The organism is Rossellomorea aquimaris, assembly GCF_003315075.1.
Lineage (GTDB): Bacteria > Bacillota > Bacilli > Bacillales > Bacillaceae_B > Rossellomorea > Rossellomorea aquimaris_C.
The window spans coordinates 393,736-410,163 of record NZ_QNRJ01000001.1 but is presented as its reverse complement, the minus strand read 5'-3'; the positions used below and the strand labels follow the sequence as shown (position 1 = coordinate 410,163).

The 16,428-nt window shown below is 39.8% G+C and carries 15 protein-coding genes; 12 read left to right on the top strand and 3 right to left on the bottom strand.

The features are described 5' to 3' along the window. Positions 1-25: 25 nt before the first annotated feature. Entirely contained in the window at positions 26-322 is a 297-nt protein-coding gene (locus DET59_RS02070; RefSeq protein ID WP_113967925.1) for a DUF948 domain-containing protein, read from the bottom strand. Between the two features lie 158 nt (positions 323-480). On the opposite strand from DET59_RS02070, the gene DET59_RS02065 reads away from it, so the two are divergent. The 4 genes from DET59_RS02065 (at position 481) to DET59_RS02050 (ending at position 5,391) form a co-directional block, all read left to right on the top strand. After that, positions 481-1,269 carry an HAD family hydrolase gene (locus tag DET59_RS02065; protein WP_113967924.1) on the top strand — a complete coding sequence of 263 codons (789 nt, stop codon included), beginning with the start codon at positions 481-483 and terminating at the stop codon, positions 1,267-1,269. A 110-nt stretch (positions 1,270-1,379) separates the two neighbouring features. Beyond that, positions 1,380-1,826, top strand: coding sequence for an SRPBCC family protein (locus tag DET59_RS02060; protein WP_142675556.1), 447 nt, complete (start codon positions 1,380-1,382; stop codon positions 1,824-1,826). 180 nt (positions 1,827-2,006) lie between these two features. Continuing rightward, positions 2,007-4,589 (top strand): helicase-related protein, encoded by a 2,583-nt coding sequence (locus DET59_RS02055; protein ID WP_113967922.1) that lies wholly within the window; start codon positions 2,007-2,009, stop codon positions 4,587-4,589. A gap of 82 nt (positions 4,590-4,671) precedes the next feature. Beyond that, complete coding sequence (locus DET59_RS02050; RefSeq protein WP_113967921.1) at positions 4,672-5,391, top strand: DsbA family oxidoreductase; 720 nt, start codon at positions 4,672-4,674, stop codon at positions 5,389-5,391. Between the two features lie 61 nt (positions 5,392-5,452). Here DET59_RS02050 and DET59_RS02045 read toward each other — a convergent pair whose 3' ends face one another. Next, positions 5,453-6,583, bottom strand: a complete 1,131-nt coding sequence (locus DET59_RS02045) for a CAP domain-containing protein (RefSeq protein WP_258549536.1) — start codon at positions 6,581-6,583, stop codon at positions 5,453-5,455. Between the two features lie 193 nt (positions 6,584-6,776). Between DET59_RS02045 and speD the strand changes: the two genes are divergently transcribed. The 6 genes from speD (at position 6,777) to DET59_RS02015 (ending at position 12,857) form a co-directional block, all read left to right on the top strand. Further along, positions 6,777-7,589: an adenosylmethionine decarboxylase gene (speD, locus tag DET59_RS02040; protein WP_113967920.1), complete on the top strand. Its 813-nt coding sequence runs from the start codon at positions 6,777-6,779 to the stop codon at positions 7,587-7,589. 153 nt (positions 7,590-7,742) lie between these two features. Then, on the top strand, positions 7,743-8,543 hold the full coding sequence (locus DET59_RS02035; protein ID WP_113967919.1) for a TIGR00266 family protein: 801 nt from the start codon (positions 7,743-7,745) through the stop codon (positions 8,541-8,543). 137 nt (positions 8,544-8,680) lie between these two features. Then, positions 8,681-9,775 (top strand): PRK06851 family protein, encoded by a 1,095-nt coding sequence (locus tag DET59_RS02030; RefSeq protein WP_113967918.1) that lies wholly within the window; start codon positions 8,681-8,683, stop codon positions 9,773-9,775. Positions 9,776-9,935: 160 nt separating this feature from the next. Further along, positions 9,936-11,300, top strand: coding sequence for a DEAD/DEAH box helicase (locus DET59_RS02025; RefSeq protein ID WP_113967917.1), 1,365 nt, complete (start codon positions 9,936-9,938; stop codon positions 11,298-11,300). Between the two features lie 182 nt (positions 11,301-11,482). Beyond that, positions 11,483-12,235, top strand: coding sequence for an exodeoxyribonuclease III (locus DET59_RS02020; protein ID WP_113967916.1), 753 nt, complete (start codon positions 11,483-11,485; stop codon positions 12,233-12,235). Between the two features lie 43 nt (positions 12,236-12,278). Beyond that, positions 12,279-12,857 carry a branched-chain amino acid aminotransferase gene (locus DET59_RS02015; protein WP_113967915.1) on the top strand — a complete coding sequence of 193 codons (579 nt, stop codon included), beginning with the start codon at positions 12,279-12,281 and terminating at the stop codon, positions 12,855-12,857. 57 nt (positions 12,858-12,914) lie between these two features. On the opposite strand, the gene DET59_RS02010 is transcribed toward DET59_RS02015, so the two are convergent. Further along, on the bottom strand, positions 12,915-13,223 hold the full coding sequence (locus DET59_RS02010; RefSeq protein ID WP_113967914.1) for a hypothetical protein: 309 nt from the start codon (positions 13,221-13,223) through the stop codon (positions 12,915-12,917). A 173-nt stretch (positions 13,224-13,396) separates the two neighbouring features. On the opposite strand from DET59_RS02010, the gene DET59_RS02005 reads away from it, so the two are divergent. Together DET59_RS02005 and DET59_RS02000 are read left to right on the top strand one after the other, a co-directional pair. Further along, entirely contained in the window at positions 13,397-13,678 is a 282-nt protein-coding gene (locus DET59_RS02005; protein ID WP_113967913.1) for a DUF6509 family protein, read from the top strand. A gap of 201 nt (positions 13,679-13,879) precedes the next feature. After that, on the top strand, positions 13,880-16,411 hold the full coding sequence (locus DET59_RS02000) for a cyanophycinase (RefSeq protein ID WP_113967912.1): 2,532 nt from the start codon (positions 13,880-13,882) through the stop codon (positions 16,409-16,411). Positions 16,412-16,428 lie beyond the last annotated feature (17 nt).

Sequence of the window (16,428 nt, the reverse complement as noted above, 5' to 3'; positions counted from 1 at the left end):
TCACTAAAGAGTAAGGTGATCATTGTTATTTCTTCAAGCTGGCTAAAAATCCTTTCAATACTTCTGGTGTGCGTTTGACCTCTTGAACGGTGTTGGTGATGGTCGTCTTTTTGTATTCGATATCTCCCTGAATCTCTCCTTGTGTTTCTTGTAGCTGATTCGTTTCAGAAGAAATTTTGTCCATTCTGGTTTGAATGTTTGCCACCGTTTGATTCATTTCATTAATAACGGGTCGGGTCGTCTTCACTGTTTTCATTAGTGCGACTCCCAACATGACTATCGCAACCACAATTAACGCAATACTTGCATATACAATCCACATGTAAAGTTCACCTCAATAAACGTTGTTTTTAGTTGTATTCCCTAAAAACGTTGATAATAACGTAAGGATAATTTATTTTTCTTTCTGGTTTACTAATTCCCGTATAGCTAGTAATCTAAAATATAAGATTAACGTAAACGAAAAAAGGAGAGAAAAAGATGATTAAAGCCATCATGTTTGATTTAGATGACACATTATTATGGGACTCCAAAAGTATTGAAGAAGCGTTTAAAGCAACTTGCCGTTATGCACAGACGAAAGTGGGGGTGGATCCCCAAGATTTAGAGCAAAGTGTAAGAGAAGCTGCGACAAAGTTGTATTCAACCTATGATACATATGAATTTACACAGAATATTGGTATTAATCCCTTTGAAGGACTTTGGGGAGACTTCCTGGACGAACATGATGAAGGCTTCCATAAGATGAAAGAAATCGTCCCAACTTACCGCAAAAAGGCCTGGACGTCAGGGTTACAATCTTTAGGCATTACGGATGCAGAGCTTGGGGCAGAATTATCCGAGCGATTTCGCAAAGAAAGAAAAGAGAAACCTTACGTTTATGAAGATACCTTTCGTGTGTTAAATGAAGTGAAGGGGGATTTTCAACTGTTGTTATTAACGAATGGCTCACCTCATTTACAGAATACAAAACTTGATAAGACACCTGAACTCGTGCCTTATTTTGAAGAAATTATCATCTCAGGAGATATCGGTAAAGGCAAACCGGATTCAGCAATGTTTCTTCATGCTTTAGAGAGGCTTAAGCTTCAAAAGGACGAAGTGATCATGGTAGGAGATAATTTAAATACAGACATTCGCGGGGCTTCAAATCTCGGTATCACAACGGTTTGGATTAATCGACGTCAGCAAAATCCTCAAGATATTATCCCTGATTATGAAATCAAAGAGCTCCATGAAGTTCTCGAGATCGTAAATAACATGAAATAGGAGGCTTCCTTGTGAAGCTTCTTTTTTTACTCATTCCCACCAGTCATAATAGCCTCTTACCCTACATACTATTCACGGACATCTCATTTAATAAGGAAGGGGGTACTTTCATGGGAATGGGAATTCATCATGTTAACGTTCATGCATCACGCTCACATGTATGGGAATTCATTCGTGATATGAATGCCTGGGCTCCTCTTGTTCCTGGGTACAAAGAGCATACTATTGTTTCAGATGTTCAATCGACTTGGAAATTCACCCTGCATTTTGGAGTGTTGAGCAAAAAGGTGCATGTGAAGGTACTGGTTACAGAATGGAAGGAACCATCCGAAGTCATGTTCATATTAAGGGGGATCAATCAAAAGTTTATAGGTGAAGGTTTTTTTAAGGCTGATGAAGTAAACTCTTCCATCACGGCTATGACGGGGTGTCTCATGATTGAATCCACAAGTTCACTGGCTAAAATCCTTGAATCTACATTTGATAAAATGGTGCACGAGCTCACCAAGGAACTAACGGAAGCAGTTGGTGAAGCGATTGAGAGAGGCAAGCAATGACATGCATGCCCTGAACTATGGGGCCCCGCGTAGTTCTATTATCATTTATCATCATTCAGGGGCAGCTTCTATGCTATAATGAACTATTTGTAAGCAAGAGATTTGTTAGATATAGAAGAAATACATACACTATAAAGTACATATAGGGATAACGTGTAAAACATATAAAGGGGTCAAATCATGCAAAACCTTCAAATACTTCGTGAAGAAGCCGTAGAAGAAACAAAACGAAAAATAGAAGATGATATCACACTTTACTTAGAGAAACATGAGAATTGTCCTTCATTTCAGGATTATGTTACAGAAAGAAGTGCTTTCTTTCACAATATCTGGACGAATATCTGGCTTAACAAGGTAACCAATGATGTTCTTCGAAGCCATAAAAAAGCCTTCTTGAGAAATAAAGGTTATGATATCGAAGGGACAGATAAGAAACTGATTAACAAGTTATTTCGCAATGAGATAAGAGATTTTCAGCCATTTCATATTTTAAACTGGTTAATGGAATATCCACCTTCAGCAATCGATTGGAAAGAGCGCCATCAACATGTTAGAGAAAACTATTTAAAAAAGCACGAAGAAAAAAAGCAAGCAGCCCTTCAAAAAGATATTCAAAAAGAAATCCTCTCCTTCATAAACAAGCAAATGGATGAGCTTGAACTGTATTGGTATGTGGAGTTACGCCATTTATTTGCTAAAAAATTTGTACAAGATCTGGAATCAAAAACAAAATATCGCCATACTGAACCATATATGCTGGAAGAGAAACTGGAAGAGGAAGGAAACTTCACTAGTGATTCTTTTACGACGGTATCTGATTTCCTTAAGGAATTTACAGGCTCCATTCACAAAAAGAGTGAGAGCTGGGATGGACACGTATGGGAATATGAAACCTATTTCTATCCGTACGAGCGTTTCATCTTTTATTATTCAGAGCAAATTGTATACCGCTCACTCCTGAGTCATATGCCTGAAGAATTATTGTCTGAATACGATGATGTATTCGGTCAGCCCTTATCGGAAGAACGATTGAGCAGGCTGAGTCACCATTTTCTCCTTACGTTGAAGTCAACCTTTTTCACAATGATTCAAGAGGAGTATGTTGTGGACTTATATCAGGTGGTAGAAGTTCCTTTTGATGAGGATATTCACCTTTCCATTTATGAAAGAGATTTAACAGAGCGGGAGAAGAGAAAGGCTGCTGAGTTAGCAGAGTTGGAAAGGAAGCAGGAAGAAGAACAGAGAATGATGGAAGATATTTTTGGAAGGGAGTATAGTCCTTCATTCCGGGGTGATATCAAGTATACCCTCCATATCGGTGAAACGAATACAGGGAAAACCCATCATGCCATAAGCCGGATGAAAGAAGCGAAAAGCGGCATGTATTTAGCTCCACTCCGCCTCCTCGCCCTGGAGGTATTTGATACATTGAACACAGATGGAGTACCCTGTAATCTGAAAACAGGAGAAGAGGAAAAAGAAGTCCCTTTGGCAAAGCACGTATCGTCTACCGTAGAGATGTTCCGTGAAAAGGACGAATATGAAGTGATTGTAATCGATGAGGCTCAGATGCTCGCCGATCAAGATAGAGGTTTTTCCTGGTACCGTGCCATTACGAAAGCAAAGGCAAAAGAGGTACATATCATCGGAAGTGAAAATGTCCGGGAGCTGCTAATGGAATTAGTGGGTGAAGGGAACATTGAAGTCCATGATTACAAAAGAGAAATTCCTTTACAGGTCGAATCGAAAGAATTCCAATTACGGCATGCCAAAAAAGGAGATGCTCTCGTCTGCTTTTCCCGCAAGAAAGTATTGGATACGGCATCAAGGTTGCAAAATAATGGACATAAGGTCAGCATGATTTACGGAAGTATGCCTCCTGAAACAAGAAAGAAACAAATGATGCAATTCATTAAAGGGAAGACAAACATGATTGTGTCAACCGATGCAATCGGAATGGGCTTGAATTTACCGATCCGAAGAATCGTATTCCTGGAAACCGATAAATTTGACGGAACGAGAAGGAGAAGGCTGACATCCCAGGAAGTGAAGCAGATTGCCGGTCGTGCCGGCAGAAAAGGACTGTACAATGAAGGGAAAGTAGCTTTTACAAAGGATATTAAAGTAATGAAACATCTGTTAGATCAGCCCGATCGATCTCTCGAAACATTTGCCATCGCACCGACAAGCGCTGTGTTTGAACGTTTTCAACGCTATTACCATGACCTTGATACGTTTTTCTACTTTTGGGAGAAATTCAATAGTCCTTATGGTACGGAAAAAGCCTCCCTATTTGAAGAGAGGGAGTTATATGAACTCATTCGTGGAACCGATATCGAGGCGAAGCTTACATTGAATGACCTGTACGGATTTTTACATCTTCCTTTTTCGAAAAAAGAGGCTCAGTTAACCGAGCAGTGGCTAGAGTGCATGTACGCCATTGTACACGGAGAAGAGTTACCCGAACCACCTATAAATAACAAAAACCTGGAACAAAAAGAAGTATCCTACAAGGCTGTCGGTCTGCATCTTTTATTCTTATATCGATTGGGAAGACAGACGGAGGCCTATTACTGGGAGCGGGTTAGAAGTGAAATCGCCGATGGTGTACACGAAAGTCTCAGGACAGAGGTCACCAGTATGAGTCAGACGTGCAAACAATGCGGAAAGAAATTACCTCCAAACTTCGGGTTTCCAATTTGTGATCGGTGTCATGCAGCCAGGGTGAAAAGAAGAACGAGAAGAAAGCCTCCATATTCGTAAGCCTTGAGCAAATTCAAAGTGGAAACATGCGATTTATGGTACGATCAGATACGAATTGAAAATGTAAATAGAGGTGTATAGGATGAAAATTGAAATTTGGTCAGATTATGTATGTCCATTTTGTTATATAGGGAAACGTCATTTAGAGGAAGCTCTCCATCAATTCCCTGAAAGAGATCAAGTTGAGATTGCTTTCAAGAGCTTTGAGTTAGATCCCAATGCACCTGTGGATACAGATATGAGCATTCAGGAGATTCTTTCGAAAAAGTATGGTACTTCTCTTGAACAAGCAAAAAACATGACTGACAGCATGACGAAACAAGCAGCAACGGTAGGACTGGACTTCCGCTTTGATACCAGTATTCCCACGAATACATTCGATGCACATCGCCTGACAAACTATGCAAAAACGAAAGGGAAAGAAACAGAGCTAACTGAAATACTGTTACACGCTCACTTTACTCTTTCAAAGCATATCGGTGACAAGGAAACGCTGGTGAGATTAGCGGAACAAGCCGGATTGGATGCAGAAGAATCACAAGCTGTACTAGAAGGTGATGAATTCACCCAAGATGTAAGAGCCGATGAAGAAGAAGCAAGACAAATAGGTGTTCAAGGTGTCCCATTCTTTGTGATCAACCGCAAATATGCTATTTCAGGTGCACAGCCAAGTGACGTATTTTTAAGCTCCATCCAAAAAGTATGGGAAGAAGAGAATCAAACGGATTCGCTCCAGCCACTGGGAACCGATGGTATGGCTTGTGACGAAAATGGATGCGATGTTCCTCCATCTAAATCATAACCACAAAAAAAGCAAGTGATCGTTACTCACTTGCTTTTTTTAGTGGTTATGAAGATCAATGTTAATTACTAAAGAAGTTCTCTGTGAAATACGGCTGTGCTTTTCCGTTGAATGCGACTCCGACACCTAAATGTTCATAATGGGGTTGAAGGATGTTTTCCCTGTGCCCTTTTGAGTTCATCAATCCCTCATGGGCGAAGATGGAACTTAATTGCCCATAGGCTAAGTTTTCCCCTGCGGTACGAAAGGCTACCTGATCTTCTTCCATGCGGTCGAATGGGGATTCCCCTTCGAGATTGGTATGACTGAAATAGTTCTGTTCCGCCATGTCCAGACTATGTTTTCTTGCCGTGTCCCTGACTTGATCGTCCCAAGAGAGTGCATTGAATCCTTTTTCCACACGAGTAGCATTTGTGAGGTCAAAAAGCTGGAATTCAAATCCTTCCTTCAACTCGGAACTCGCTTCTGAATAGAAATTCTTCTTATTTGCTTCCAGGCTTTCATCGATTATTTGTATGGCCGTGACGGTGTCGTTTTCATGCTTGTCATAGAACACAGTTACGTAGCTTCCATCCACTTGATAGACTTCCTGTTCTCCATTGTTTTGGAGTTGATATAGAGTCAATCCTTTTCGGATGTTTGAGAGTGGTTCACCGAGTTCATTCTGAACCACCTCTTTGGATACCCCCATTTCAATTCCCGATGAGGAGGAAAGGAGGTCTTGATTGGTGTAAAGCCCATTAACCCGGTTATTTTCATCATAAGAAACCATTAAGAAATTACGGTAGTTTTCGTGATAGGCATACCAGGAAACTCCGTATTCATTAGTGGATTGTCTCTTTGCTTCTCCCAGCTCTTGCTCAAGGTTCTCTTTTGAATCTCCCATTTCAATATTATAGATAGAGAAGGTTTGATCACTTGGTACTGTTAAAGTAGGTTTTTCTACAGGGTTCTCTTCCTTTATATTAGAGGGATTTTCGAGATCTCTAAATGACTCGTCCAATTTAATGAGCAGTAGGTTTACTTCGTTGTATAGTTGATTGAAGGTGTCTTTCACTTTTGGACTGTTCTTTATTTTTTCAATTTTTGTGAGCACAGAATCGAATTCTGTTGCTTCCACTTTGTCTTCCCATGCGGGTTTTGATATATAGGCAAAAGCAACTATCATAATAAGTAAAAACAATCGTCTCAATCGCTAACACTCCATTCTATCTTCCATTGTATCCAAATTAATAAATAAGTAAAAAAGGAAATGCTTATTCACTATGTTCAGTACCCATTCTCAACCATCTTCAATCAAAAGAACCTGTTTTAGTATGGTTGGCTCTGGGTAAGATAAAAGCATAGGCAGGCACGACAAACTTACATATAAGGGGAAATTCACGATGAAATTATCTCATGAAGAACGAATTCAACTACATGAATTTAATAACTTAACGAAGTCATTAAGTTTTAATATGTACGATATTTGCTACACCAAGACCCGTGAAGAGCGTGAAGCGTATATTGAATATATCGATGAACAATATAACGCGGATCGGTTAACGAAGATCCTGACACATGTATCGGATATTATTGGCGCACACGTCTTGAACGTTTCTAAGCAGGATTATGTCCCACAGGGTGCGAGTGTGACAATCCTGGTGTCTGAAGGACCGATTGTTGAAGTACCCACAGAACATTTTGATGAATCTCCGGGACCACTGCCATCCACGGTTACGATGCATCTTGATAAGAGCCATATTACGGTTCATACGTATCCTGAGTATCATCCTCACGAAGGGATTTCTACTTTCCGGGCAGATATCGATGTCTCTACTTGCGGGGAGATTTCTCCACTAAAGGCGTTGAATTATCTTATTCACTCATTCGACACAGACATCATGACGATGGATTATCGGGTGAGAGGATTTACACGTGATATCAATGGACGAAAATTATTTATCGATCATGATATTAATTCGATTCAGAATTACATTCCAGAGGAAATCAAAGATGAGTATGACATGATTGATGTAAATGTGTATCCTCAGAATATCTTTCATACAAAATGTAAGTTGAAAGATTTTGATTTAAATAACTATTTATTCGGCTATACAAAAGAAAAGCTGGATGAAAGTGAAATGGAAGAAATTACAGATAAAGTGAAAATGGAAATGGATGAAATTTTTTACGGTAAGAACATTCCTAAACCATAATCATGGGGGAAACACACTCCGTCACGAGCAGATTCGTGTCGGAGTGTTTTTTTGTATGAAATCTCATTATTGCGAAAATAGAATGAGAGAAGGGAAATGTATCTGTCATGAAGAATAGGTAAATATGCTTGAAATTAGAAGGAGGAACAAGGAATGAATTCACATGAAATTGAATACAAATTGCATGGAGATGATATGCAGTTCGTTGAAATAGAATTGGATCCAGGAGAAAGTGCCGTAGCCGAAGCTGGTGGAATGATGATGATGGAAGACGGAATCGGGATGGAAACAATCTTTGGAGATGGATCCAAGGGTGGTGGGACCGGGGGTTTTTTGGGTAAGCTTGTTGGTGCAGGAAAACGTGTATTAACGGGTGAAAGCTTGTTCATGACCGTATTTACCAATGAGGGGATGGGTAAGAAGCATGTATCATTCGCTGCTCCTTATCCAGGAAAAATCATCCCGGTTGATCTCAGTGAATTAGGAGGGAAAGTTGTTTGTCAAAAGGATGCCTTTCTATGTGCAGCGAAGGGAGTATCCGTTGGAATCGACTTTCAAAAGAAATTAGGAACTGGCTTCTTCGGTGGTGAAGGATTTATTATGCAGAAGCTTGAGGGCGACGGGTTAGCCTTTCTTCATGCCGGAGGGACGATTTATAGAAAAGAACTTCAACCTGGCGAGTTGTTAAGGGTAGATACGGGTTGTTTAGTGGCCATGACGAAAGATGTGGACTACAATATCGAATATGTTGGAAAAATCAAATCTGCCTTCCTTGGCGGAGAAGGATTGTTTTTTGCCACGGTCCGTGGACCTGGAACCGTCTGGATTCAGTCACTTCCATTCAGTCGTTTAGCAGAAAGAATATATGCAAGCGCTCCCCAGGGGGGAGGTCGTTCGACTGGTGAGGGAAGTTTACTTGGTGGAATCGGTGATTTTCTAAACGGAGACGATTGATTCACGGCGATACATAAAAAGCATTTCCATTCGTGGAAATGTTTTTTTATGGTCAAGCCGTTTCCGCTTTAGTTGGGTATTCACCTATTTAGATCTCACATCATATGTTTAAATAAATGATGTGAAAGGGTGATTTCATGACAGGTAAGGTTCGTCATTATTATGCTGGGGGAAATACGGCTAAAGGTTTTTACAGCCTATATGATTCGGTGTTAGAGGGATTAGAGCGGGTTTATATCCTGAAGGGTGGTCCCGGGACAGGTAAATCCTCATTGATGAAGTCGGTTGGTGAACGATTTGAGAGTAAAGGGTTAGAGGTTGATTATTTACATTGCGCTTCCGATAATCACTCAATCGATGGCGTTCTCCTCCCTGAATTTGGGGTCGGCATTGTGGATGGGACGGCTCCTCATATTATAGAACCGAAAGCTCCTGGTGTTATTGAAGAATATGTGAATTTAGGAGCGGCATGGGACTCAAAGAAACTCTTGCCGCATAAAGAGGAAATCCTTGGCTTAAATGATAAAATTGCCTCATTCTTTCAGAAAGCATACGATACCTTTGCTGCATCCCTTCGTGCCCATGATGACATTGAAGAAATCTACATTTCCAACATGAACTTCACAAAAGCGAATGAATTGACAAATGAGTTAATTTCACTCTTCTTTGAAGATAAGAACCTTTCTAAATCCTCTACAGTCAAACATCGGTTCTTAGGAGCCGCGACTCCTGATGGAGCAGTTGACTACATTCAGAATTTAACAGAGGATGTCGAGAAGCGATACTTTATCAAAGGACGTGCAGGATCTGGAAAATCAACGATGTTAAAGAAAATTGCTTCTGCCGGAGAAGAAAAAGGCTATGATGTAGAGGTTTATCATTGTGGATTTGACCCCAATAGTCTTGATATGTTAATCATACGAGAAAAAGGAATCGCAATTTTCGACAGTACCGCACCGCATGAATATTTCCCGGATCGGGAATCTGATGAAATCATCGATATGTATGAAAGATGCATCACCCAAGGGACCGATGAAAAATATGCTGCCGACATTGAGCGAACGACAAAAGCCTATAAGGATAAAATGAAAGAAGCAATCTCATATCTTAAAGAAGCTAAATGCCTCCGTGAACAACTTGAGTCCATCTATATAAGAGCCATGGACTTTTCAAAGGTGAATACGATTAGAGAAGAAATCTTTCAGGAAATAACAGAGTTTATAAAGAAGTAATATATGGGGCGCACACAAGAACGCGATGATCAGTAGGTTTAATACATGATTAACAAAAAGGATTCCAATTCGGAATCCTTTTTGTTCTTGCTTTTTCACCACGGAACGTTCACTATTAGTAGACAAGTCAAATCTCGTTTTAAGAAAGTAGGAATGATCGTTGAACTCGTTTGAATCACTGGGACTATCAAAAGGTCTTCAGAAAAACTTATCTACTAACGGTATAAGTATACCGACACCCATACAAGAAAATGTGATACCGACCCTTTTGGAGGGAAAAGATGTCATGGCCAAGGCTCAAACCGGGACGGGAAAAACCTTTGCTTACGTTTTACCCATTCTGGAGAAAAGTAAATCCAACACACATCATATTCAGAGTTTGATTATTACCCCGACACGTGAACTGGCTATCCAGGTGACAAGTGAAATAAGAAAGCTCACAACGAAAAACAAAGGGTTTAGCGTTCTCTCCGTTTATGGTGGTAAAAGCCATGAGGAGGAAATCAAGGAACTGGAACAGAATGTGAATATTGTGGTTGGAACTCCAGGACGGCTATTGGATCATCTGAAAAGAGGGAATCTCGACCTATCTCATCTTATGTTTTTGGTCATTGATGAAGCAGATCAGCTTCTGCAAATAGGTTTTCTTAATAAAGTCGAAGAAATTTTAAGGAAAACGCCAGCTCATCGTCAAACGATGTTATTTTCTGCGACGATACCTGCTGAAATCAAAAAATTGGGTCGCAAATATATGAAAACTCCCCAATATATCGAGGTGGCGGAATCAGAAAGATCCACTTCCATTAATCAATTTGCCATTTTTACAGTGGATCGGGCCAAGCAAGACACAGTCATTCAATTAATAGAGGCCTTTCAGCCAAGTAAATCCATCGTTTTTTGCCGAACGAAACGACGGGTGACGAAATTATATCAAGTGCTGAAGTCAAAAGGATTTAAAGTGGCTGAACTTCATGGGGATATTCCACAAGAGAAGCGTGAAATTGTTATGGAACAATTTAGAACCGGCGACGTACCAATGTTGGTTGCGACTGACGTGGCTTCCAGGGGATTGGATATTGAGGGAGTCACTCACGTATTTAATTATGACATGCCTGAGAATGCCGAGACCTATATTCACAGAATTGGAAGAACCGGAAGAGCAGGTGAAACAGGCTTAGCTTATACCCTTTATTCTTCTGAAGAAAGAAGCCTCCTGGACGGAATTGAAGCAGAGCTGAATAGTCGAATTCAAAAGCAAAACCTTGGGAATACCATTTCTCTAAAGTCAAAAACACCCTCGAAGAAAAAGGGAGATAAAAGACAAGGAAATAGGAAAAGCAAGGATCGGGAATCCTTGACAAGGGAAAAGGACGATTTCAAAGATAAACAAATGACGAGCAGAAAGTCCTCTAACTCTCTACAACAAAAATCTTCCGAGGGGACAGCAGCAGATATGAAGACTGACTTTAAAGGGAGAAAAACAAGAAAAAAATCTTCCTCGCAGTCTTATAATCGAAAAAAATAAACGATAAAACCATGCGCAGGCATGGTTTTTATTGTGCAAAAATATCAATGGGGAGCTTAAATTATATCAGAATAGTAATGGGTGATTCCTTATGTTATATCAGTATAATGAATGTCTTCTGGTGATTTTATGGTAGGATAATAAAGGGTATTGCTATGAGTAAAGGAGTTAAATAGATTAATATGAAATTAGTATCATGGAATGTAAATGGAATTAGAGCGTGTGTGAAAAAAGGATTTTTAGATTATTTTCAGCATGTGGACGCAGATATTTTTTGCCTTCAAGAAACAAAGCTTCAAGAAGGGCAGATCTCATTAGAATTAGAGGGATACCATCAATATTGGAATTATGCGATGCGAAAGGGATATTCAGGGACGGCCGTTTTCACTAAAAAGAAGCCGCTGGCTGTCTCATATGGTTTCGATGATGACCAGATAGAGCCAGAGGGTAGGATCATTACATGTGAGTTTGATTCTTTTTATTTGGTGAATGTATATACCCCTAATTCAAAAAGGGATCTGTCAAGAATCGGTGAACGTCTGGAGTGGGAGGATACTTTACGGAAGTATCTTCTTGATTTGGACCAACATAAACCTGTTGTTCTATGTGGGGACCTGAATGTCGCACATACCGAAATAGATTTGAAAAATGACAAATCAAATCGGGGGAATTCAGGCTTTACAGAGGAAGAACGCGGGAAAATGACGATGCTCCTGCAGGAAGGGTTTGTCGATAGCTTTCGGTATATCCATCCTACAAAGGATGATGCCTTTAGCTGGTGGTCCTATATGAGTAATGTCCGTGAACGGAATATTGGGTGGAGAATTGACTACTTTATTGTGTCAAAGCGTTTAACGCCTGCTGTAAAGACCGCAGAGATCCACTCTGAGATACTTGGGAGTGATCACTGTCCTGTATACTTAGAGTTAGAGTAGTGCATAAAAGAAGTAGAGAAATTACATTTACGGAGGGTAAAGGATGTTAAGAAAGAGATTGTTGCAGTATATCGAAGAATCGAATGGTAGCGTTGCTTTATTTCCACTGGAAAAAGAATATGCAGAGAAGCATGGGTTATTGGATACTGAGAAGATAACTGGACGGGAATCCGGTTCGCGATTTAAAGAAGCATATATCGAGCGTTGCGATAAGGAAACGGAAGAACTAATCGCTCAAGAATCACTCGTATTTCTCGATCAGCCGATCACCTACTTAAAAAAACATAAAAACGAGTTCGTCTTCCTGGAATTGGAATGGTTTGATGTGATTGGGGTGGAGGCTGTTTCAATAGAAGTGGACGACGTGTTTGGAACGTATGATGCAATGTTGGGTTTGAAGCTTCAAAAAAAATATCGCAGCCAAATTGAGCATTACTTGGAACATACTCTTAAAGGCGAATCATCATATGATTTATTGTTTAATGGTGAGGATGGTTTATGGGATTTAAACATTACTTTAAACGATCTCCCTGATTTTCATGAAGGACTGACGCTGCTTGCTTCCTACGAGCTCATATATTATTTCCTTTTTCACCTCCTTCAAACGGTGGATGAAGCTTAAGTAATATGTGAATAAAAATAGAGGGACGGACCTTGTGAAGGTCCGTCCCTCTTACTATTATCCCTTGTTACCAGGGCGCTTGCTGATTTCTTCTGTGACGACATGAGCCAAGTCGTCATTTCCGAATAGGGAGAGGACACCCAGTAAAGTCGTGTCGGGAATTTCTTCAGACTCCTCTTTAGGGACCGTTAAGTCGATCCCTTGCATTAATGCGGGATTTTCCCCTTGATGGGGGTAGGCTTTCTGATAAAGGGTTGCAGGGTCAAAGTCGTGATTCACACACCATTGTGCAAACACAAGAATCATCATATGCTCGTCCTTCTGATAATTTTCAATGATTTTTTCTTGCATCTCTTTAGAATTCATTGCATTCTCTCCTTAAACTTCGTATCTGCTTCTATTATAACGAAGTTTGTGGATCAAGCCCATTCATTTACTTGTGAGGCTGATTAGAGGAATACGTTTTTAAAATCTACCGATTTAGGTGTATAATAGGAAGATGAAAGAAACTTGTTTCACATTGAAAGGAAGTTAGATAAATGAACATTACCAGTCATAGTGCCGAGGAACTGAAAGATCCTACCGGTATACTAAATGGAGATCGATATGAAGTTATTCTTGATATTGAAGTGCCTGAGGATGATGAGCTTTACAGAGAACAGGGTATTTACATAAAAGTCATTTTTGTTCGAGACGAGAACGGTTCCAGGATCGTACAGTCGACCATTGTAGAAAGAAACACTGAGTCGTATCTTGACTTTGAATTAGAAGAAGAGGAAGAAAGTCTCCTTCTTTCATATTGCGAGGAAAATATCGGATAATCGATATAAGCTGCACCCTCTACATTCGAAATCAAACGAATGTAGAGGTTTTTTTGTTATTGGTTCATTTATAACCACACCATAAACATCCAATTTTAACCCTTTCCTTCTTAAATGACTGATAATTCAGAGACTTCAGAGTTGGCATGGAAATTGCATAATAATGAATTGAAAATAGATTAATAGAAGGGAGAAATGTTAATGAATGGTTATTGGGGTAAAGCGAAGAAACTTTTCATTGTAATAACTGTATTTGCAGTTATAAGCAGTTTGGCAACTTCCAGTTCATTTGCCAAGAAAAACGAAAACAGCATCAAAGGGAGTCTATTGATAGTCGGAGGAGCTTTAGGCAGCAGCAACTCGGCTGTATACGAAGAATTTATTAACCTATCAGGTGGTAAAAAGAAAGCGAAAATAGGAATCATTCCATCTGCTTCAGGTTCTCTGAAGTCATCCAATCAATTTAAAGAAGATTTGATTTCCTATGGGGTAGCAGAATCAGCTATTGAAATTCTTCCTCTATCTTCTCATGATTTTTCAGGGACAGAAGAAGACGAAAGCGAATGGAAAGATAACGCTCAAAAGAAAGAAATCACAAAAAAAATCAAGAGGCTGACAGGTATTTGGTTTGTCGGTGGAGATCAGCTTAAGATCACAGACACATTAGTGAAGGGCAATGGGAAAAACACGAAAGCTTTAGATGAAATTTGGAAGGTTTACCGCAAAGGAGCCGTTCTTGGTGGGACAAGCGCCGGAGCAGCCATCATGAGTGATGTGATGATCACAGGCGGTGATAGTTTAGGAGGGCTTCGTCAAGAGTTTATAACTGATGATGTATCGAATCCGGATGAAGAATATGCACCTGTCTATATTGAAAAAGGGCTTGGATTCTTTCAATGGGGAATTGTAGATCAACATTTTAATGAAAGATCACGTCTGGGTAGACTGGCGGCTACAGCCATCCGTTATGAAACGAATAAAAACCATTTAGCCTATGGAATTGATGAAGATACAGCGATGGTGGTCAACAATCTAAAACAGACGATTTCAGTATTAGGAAGAAGTAACATTACGGTAGTGGATGCATCTCAGTCTACTTTAACAGGAAAAGAAATAAAGAACATAGATCTTAGTTATATTTCCCCTGGTGATGTGTTCAATGTGAAAACGAAAGAATTTAACATAAGCGAAGATAAGGTTGAAACAAAAGACTATGAATATTATAACTTTAAGCCTCTTCCAGCTACGGGTGTTCTCTCATCCTATGGAACATTACCGCATTACCTGTCGTACTCACTGGTGGACAATGAGGCGGTAAGGGAGGTATATGGATATATTTATGATAGTGAAGGAAATGGTTTTGAGCTGGGGTTCAAAAAGACAGATGAAACAAACGGGTATTGGGGTTATCAGGATGGTCAAAAAGATTCTTACTCCCTTTTGCATGTGGAAATGAATGTTACACCTGTATCCGTCCATTTTAATAAAGAAGATCAGCTTTCACATGACTTTAATACATCATCATTAGAAGTACCTGAAAGTCCTTTTGATGCTGAGACAAAAGGCAGCCTGGTGATTGTTGGAGGAGCTTTAGGGAGTAGTAATGAAGAAGTGTACAGCGAATTTATCAATCGGGCCGGGGAAAACGGGAAGATAGGGATTATCCCTGCTGCAAGTTCCAGTTTAAAGTCTTCACATGCATTTAAAGAGGATTTGTCATCATACGGTGTACCTCAAGAAAATATCGACATTCTTCCTCTATCAAATCATGACTTTAAAGGGACAGAAGAAGATGAGTCTAACTGGATGAATAATAAAAATAATCCGGATATAGCAGAAAGTATTCTGGAGTACGATGCCATTTGGTTTGTAGGTGGAGATCAAACGGATATCACTCAAACATTGTTAAACGAAGATGGAACTCTATCATTAGCTCTTGAAAATATTTGGGAGATCTATCGTAATGGAGCCGTTCTCGGCGGTACAAGTGCAGGAGCTGCGATCATGAGCGATGTGATGATCGCAGGTGGTGGAAGCTATGACACTCTATCAAAAGGCTTCACTGATACGTATGAAGGCATGTCTCAACAAGAAGGAGGACCTGGATATCTTGAAAAGGGATTAGGATTCTTCCCGTACGGTATCGTGGACCAGCATTTTGATAAAAAAGCACGATTGGGACGTTTAATTGCAACCACTGCTGAACATGGAGAAGAAAATGAATTCTCCTATGGGATCGATGAAGATACGGCGATGATAGTGGATAACGAAGCGAAGACCATTGAAGTAAAAGGTAGAGGCGGCGTATCAGTAGTTGATTTGAGTCCCTCAGATCTCTCACAATCATCACATACGTATAAAAATGTACATTTATCATGGATTACCTCAGGTGATCAATTGAATTTAAATACAAAGGAATATACGATCAGTGATCACAAGGTTTCAACAAAAGACTATGAATACTACGAATATAATGCTGCTCCTCATACAGGAGTATTAACGCCTCATCCTTCACTTGCAAACTATTTAAGCTATAGCCTACTTGATAACGTTGGACAGGATGAAGTGAAGAGCTACAGTTTTTTTCAGGATGAAGGCTTCGAACTGACTTTCAAAAAAGGAGATCACACGGAAGGCTTTTGGGGTTATAAAGATGGAAGTCAAGATGATTACTCATATCTCAATGTAAAGATGGATATCGTACCAGTAAAAATCTCGATTGAAAACAAATAGATGAACGGGAAGCCTGA

Bases quoted from the DNA above. Each gene is read 5' to 3' on its own strand.
- DET59_RS02070 (WP_113967925.1), bottom strand. From the start codon at position 322: ATGTGGATTGTATATGCAAGTATTGCGTTAATTGTGGTTGCGATAGTC.
- DET59_RS02065 (WP_113967924.1), top strand. From the start codon at position 481: ATGATTAAAGCCATCATGTTTGATTTAGATGACACATTATTATGGGAC.
- DET59_RS02060 (WP_142675556.1), top strand. From the start codon at position 1,380: ATGGGAATGGGAATTCATCATGTTAACGTTCATGCATCACGCTCACAT.
- DET59_RS02055 (WP_113967922.1), top strand. From the start codon at position 2,007: ATGCAAAACCTTCAAATACTTCGTGAAGAAGCCGTAGAAGAAACAAAA.
- DET59_RS02050 (WP_113967921.1), top strand. From the start codon at position 4,672: ATGAAAATTGAAATTTGGTCAGATTATGTATGTCCATTTTGTTATATA.
- speD (WP_113967920.1), top strand. From the start codon at position 6,777: ATGAAATTATCTCATGAAGAACGAATTCAACTACATGAATTTAATAAC.
- DET59_RS02035 (WP_113967919.1), top strand. From the start codon at position 7,743: ATGAATTCACATGAAATTGAATACAAATTGCATGGAGATGATATGCAG.
- DET59_RS02030 (WP_113967918.1), top strand. From the start codon at position 8,681: ATGACAGGTAAGGTTCGTCATTATTATGCTGGGGGAAATACGGCTAAA.
- DET59_RS02020 (WP_113967916.1), top strand. From the start codon at position 11,483: ATGAAATTAGTATCATGGAATGTAAATGGAATTAGAGCGTGTGTGAAA.
- DET59_RS02015 (WP_113967915.1), top strand. From the start codon at position 12,279: ATGTTAAGAAAGAGATTGTTGCAGTATATCGAAGAATCGAATGGTAGC.
- DET59_RS02010 (WP_113967914.1), bottom strand. From the start codon at position 13,223: ATGAATTCTAAAGAGATGCAAGAAAAAATCATTGAAAATTATCAGAAG.
- DET59_RS02005 (WP_113967913.1), top strand. From the start codon at position 13,397: ATGAACATTACCAGTCATAGTGCCGAGGAACTGAAAGATCCTACCGGT.
- DET59_RS02000 (WP_113967912.1), top strand. From the start codon at position 13,880: ATGAATGGTTATTGGGGTAAAGCGAAGAAACTTTTCATTGTAATAACT.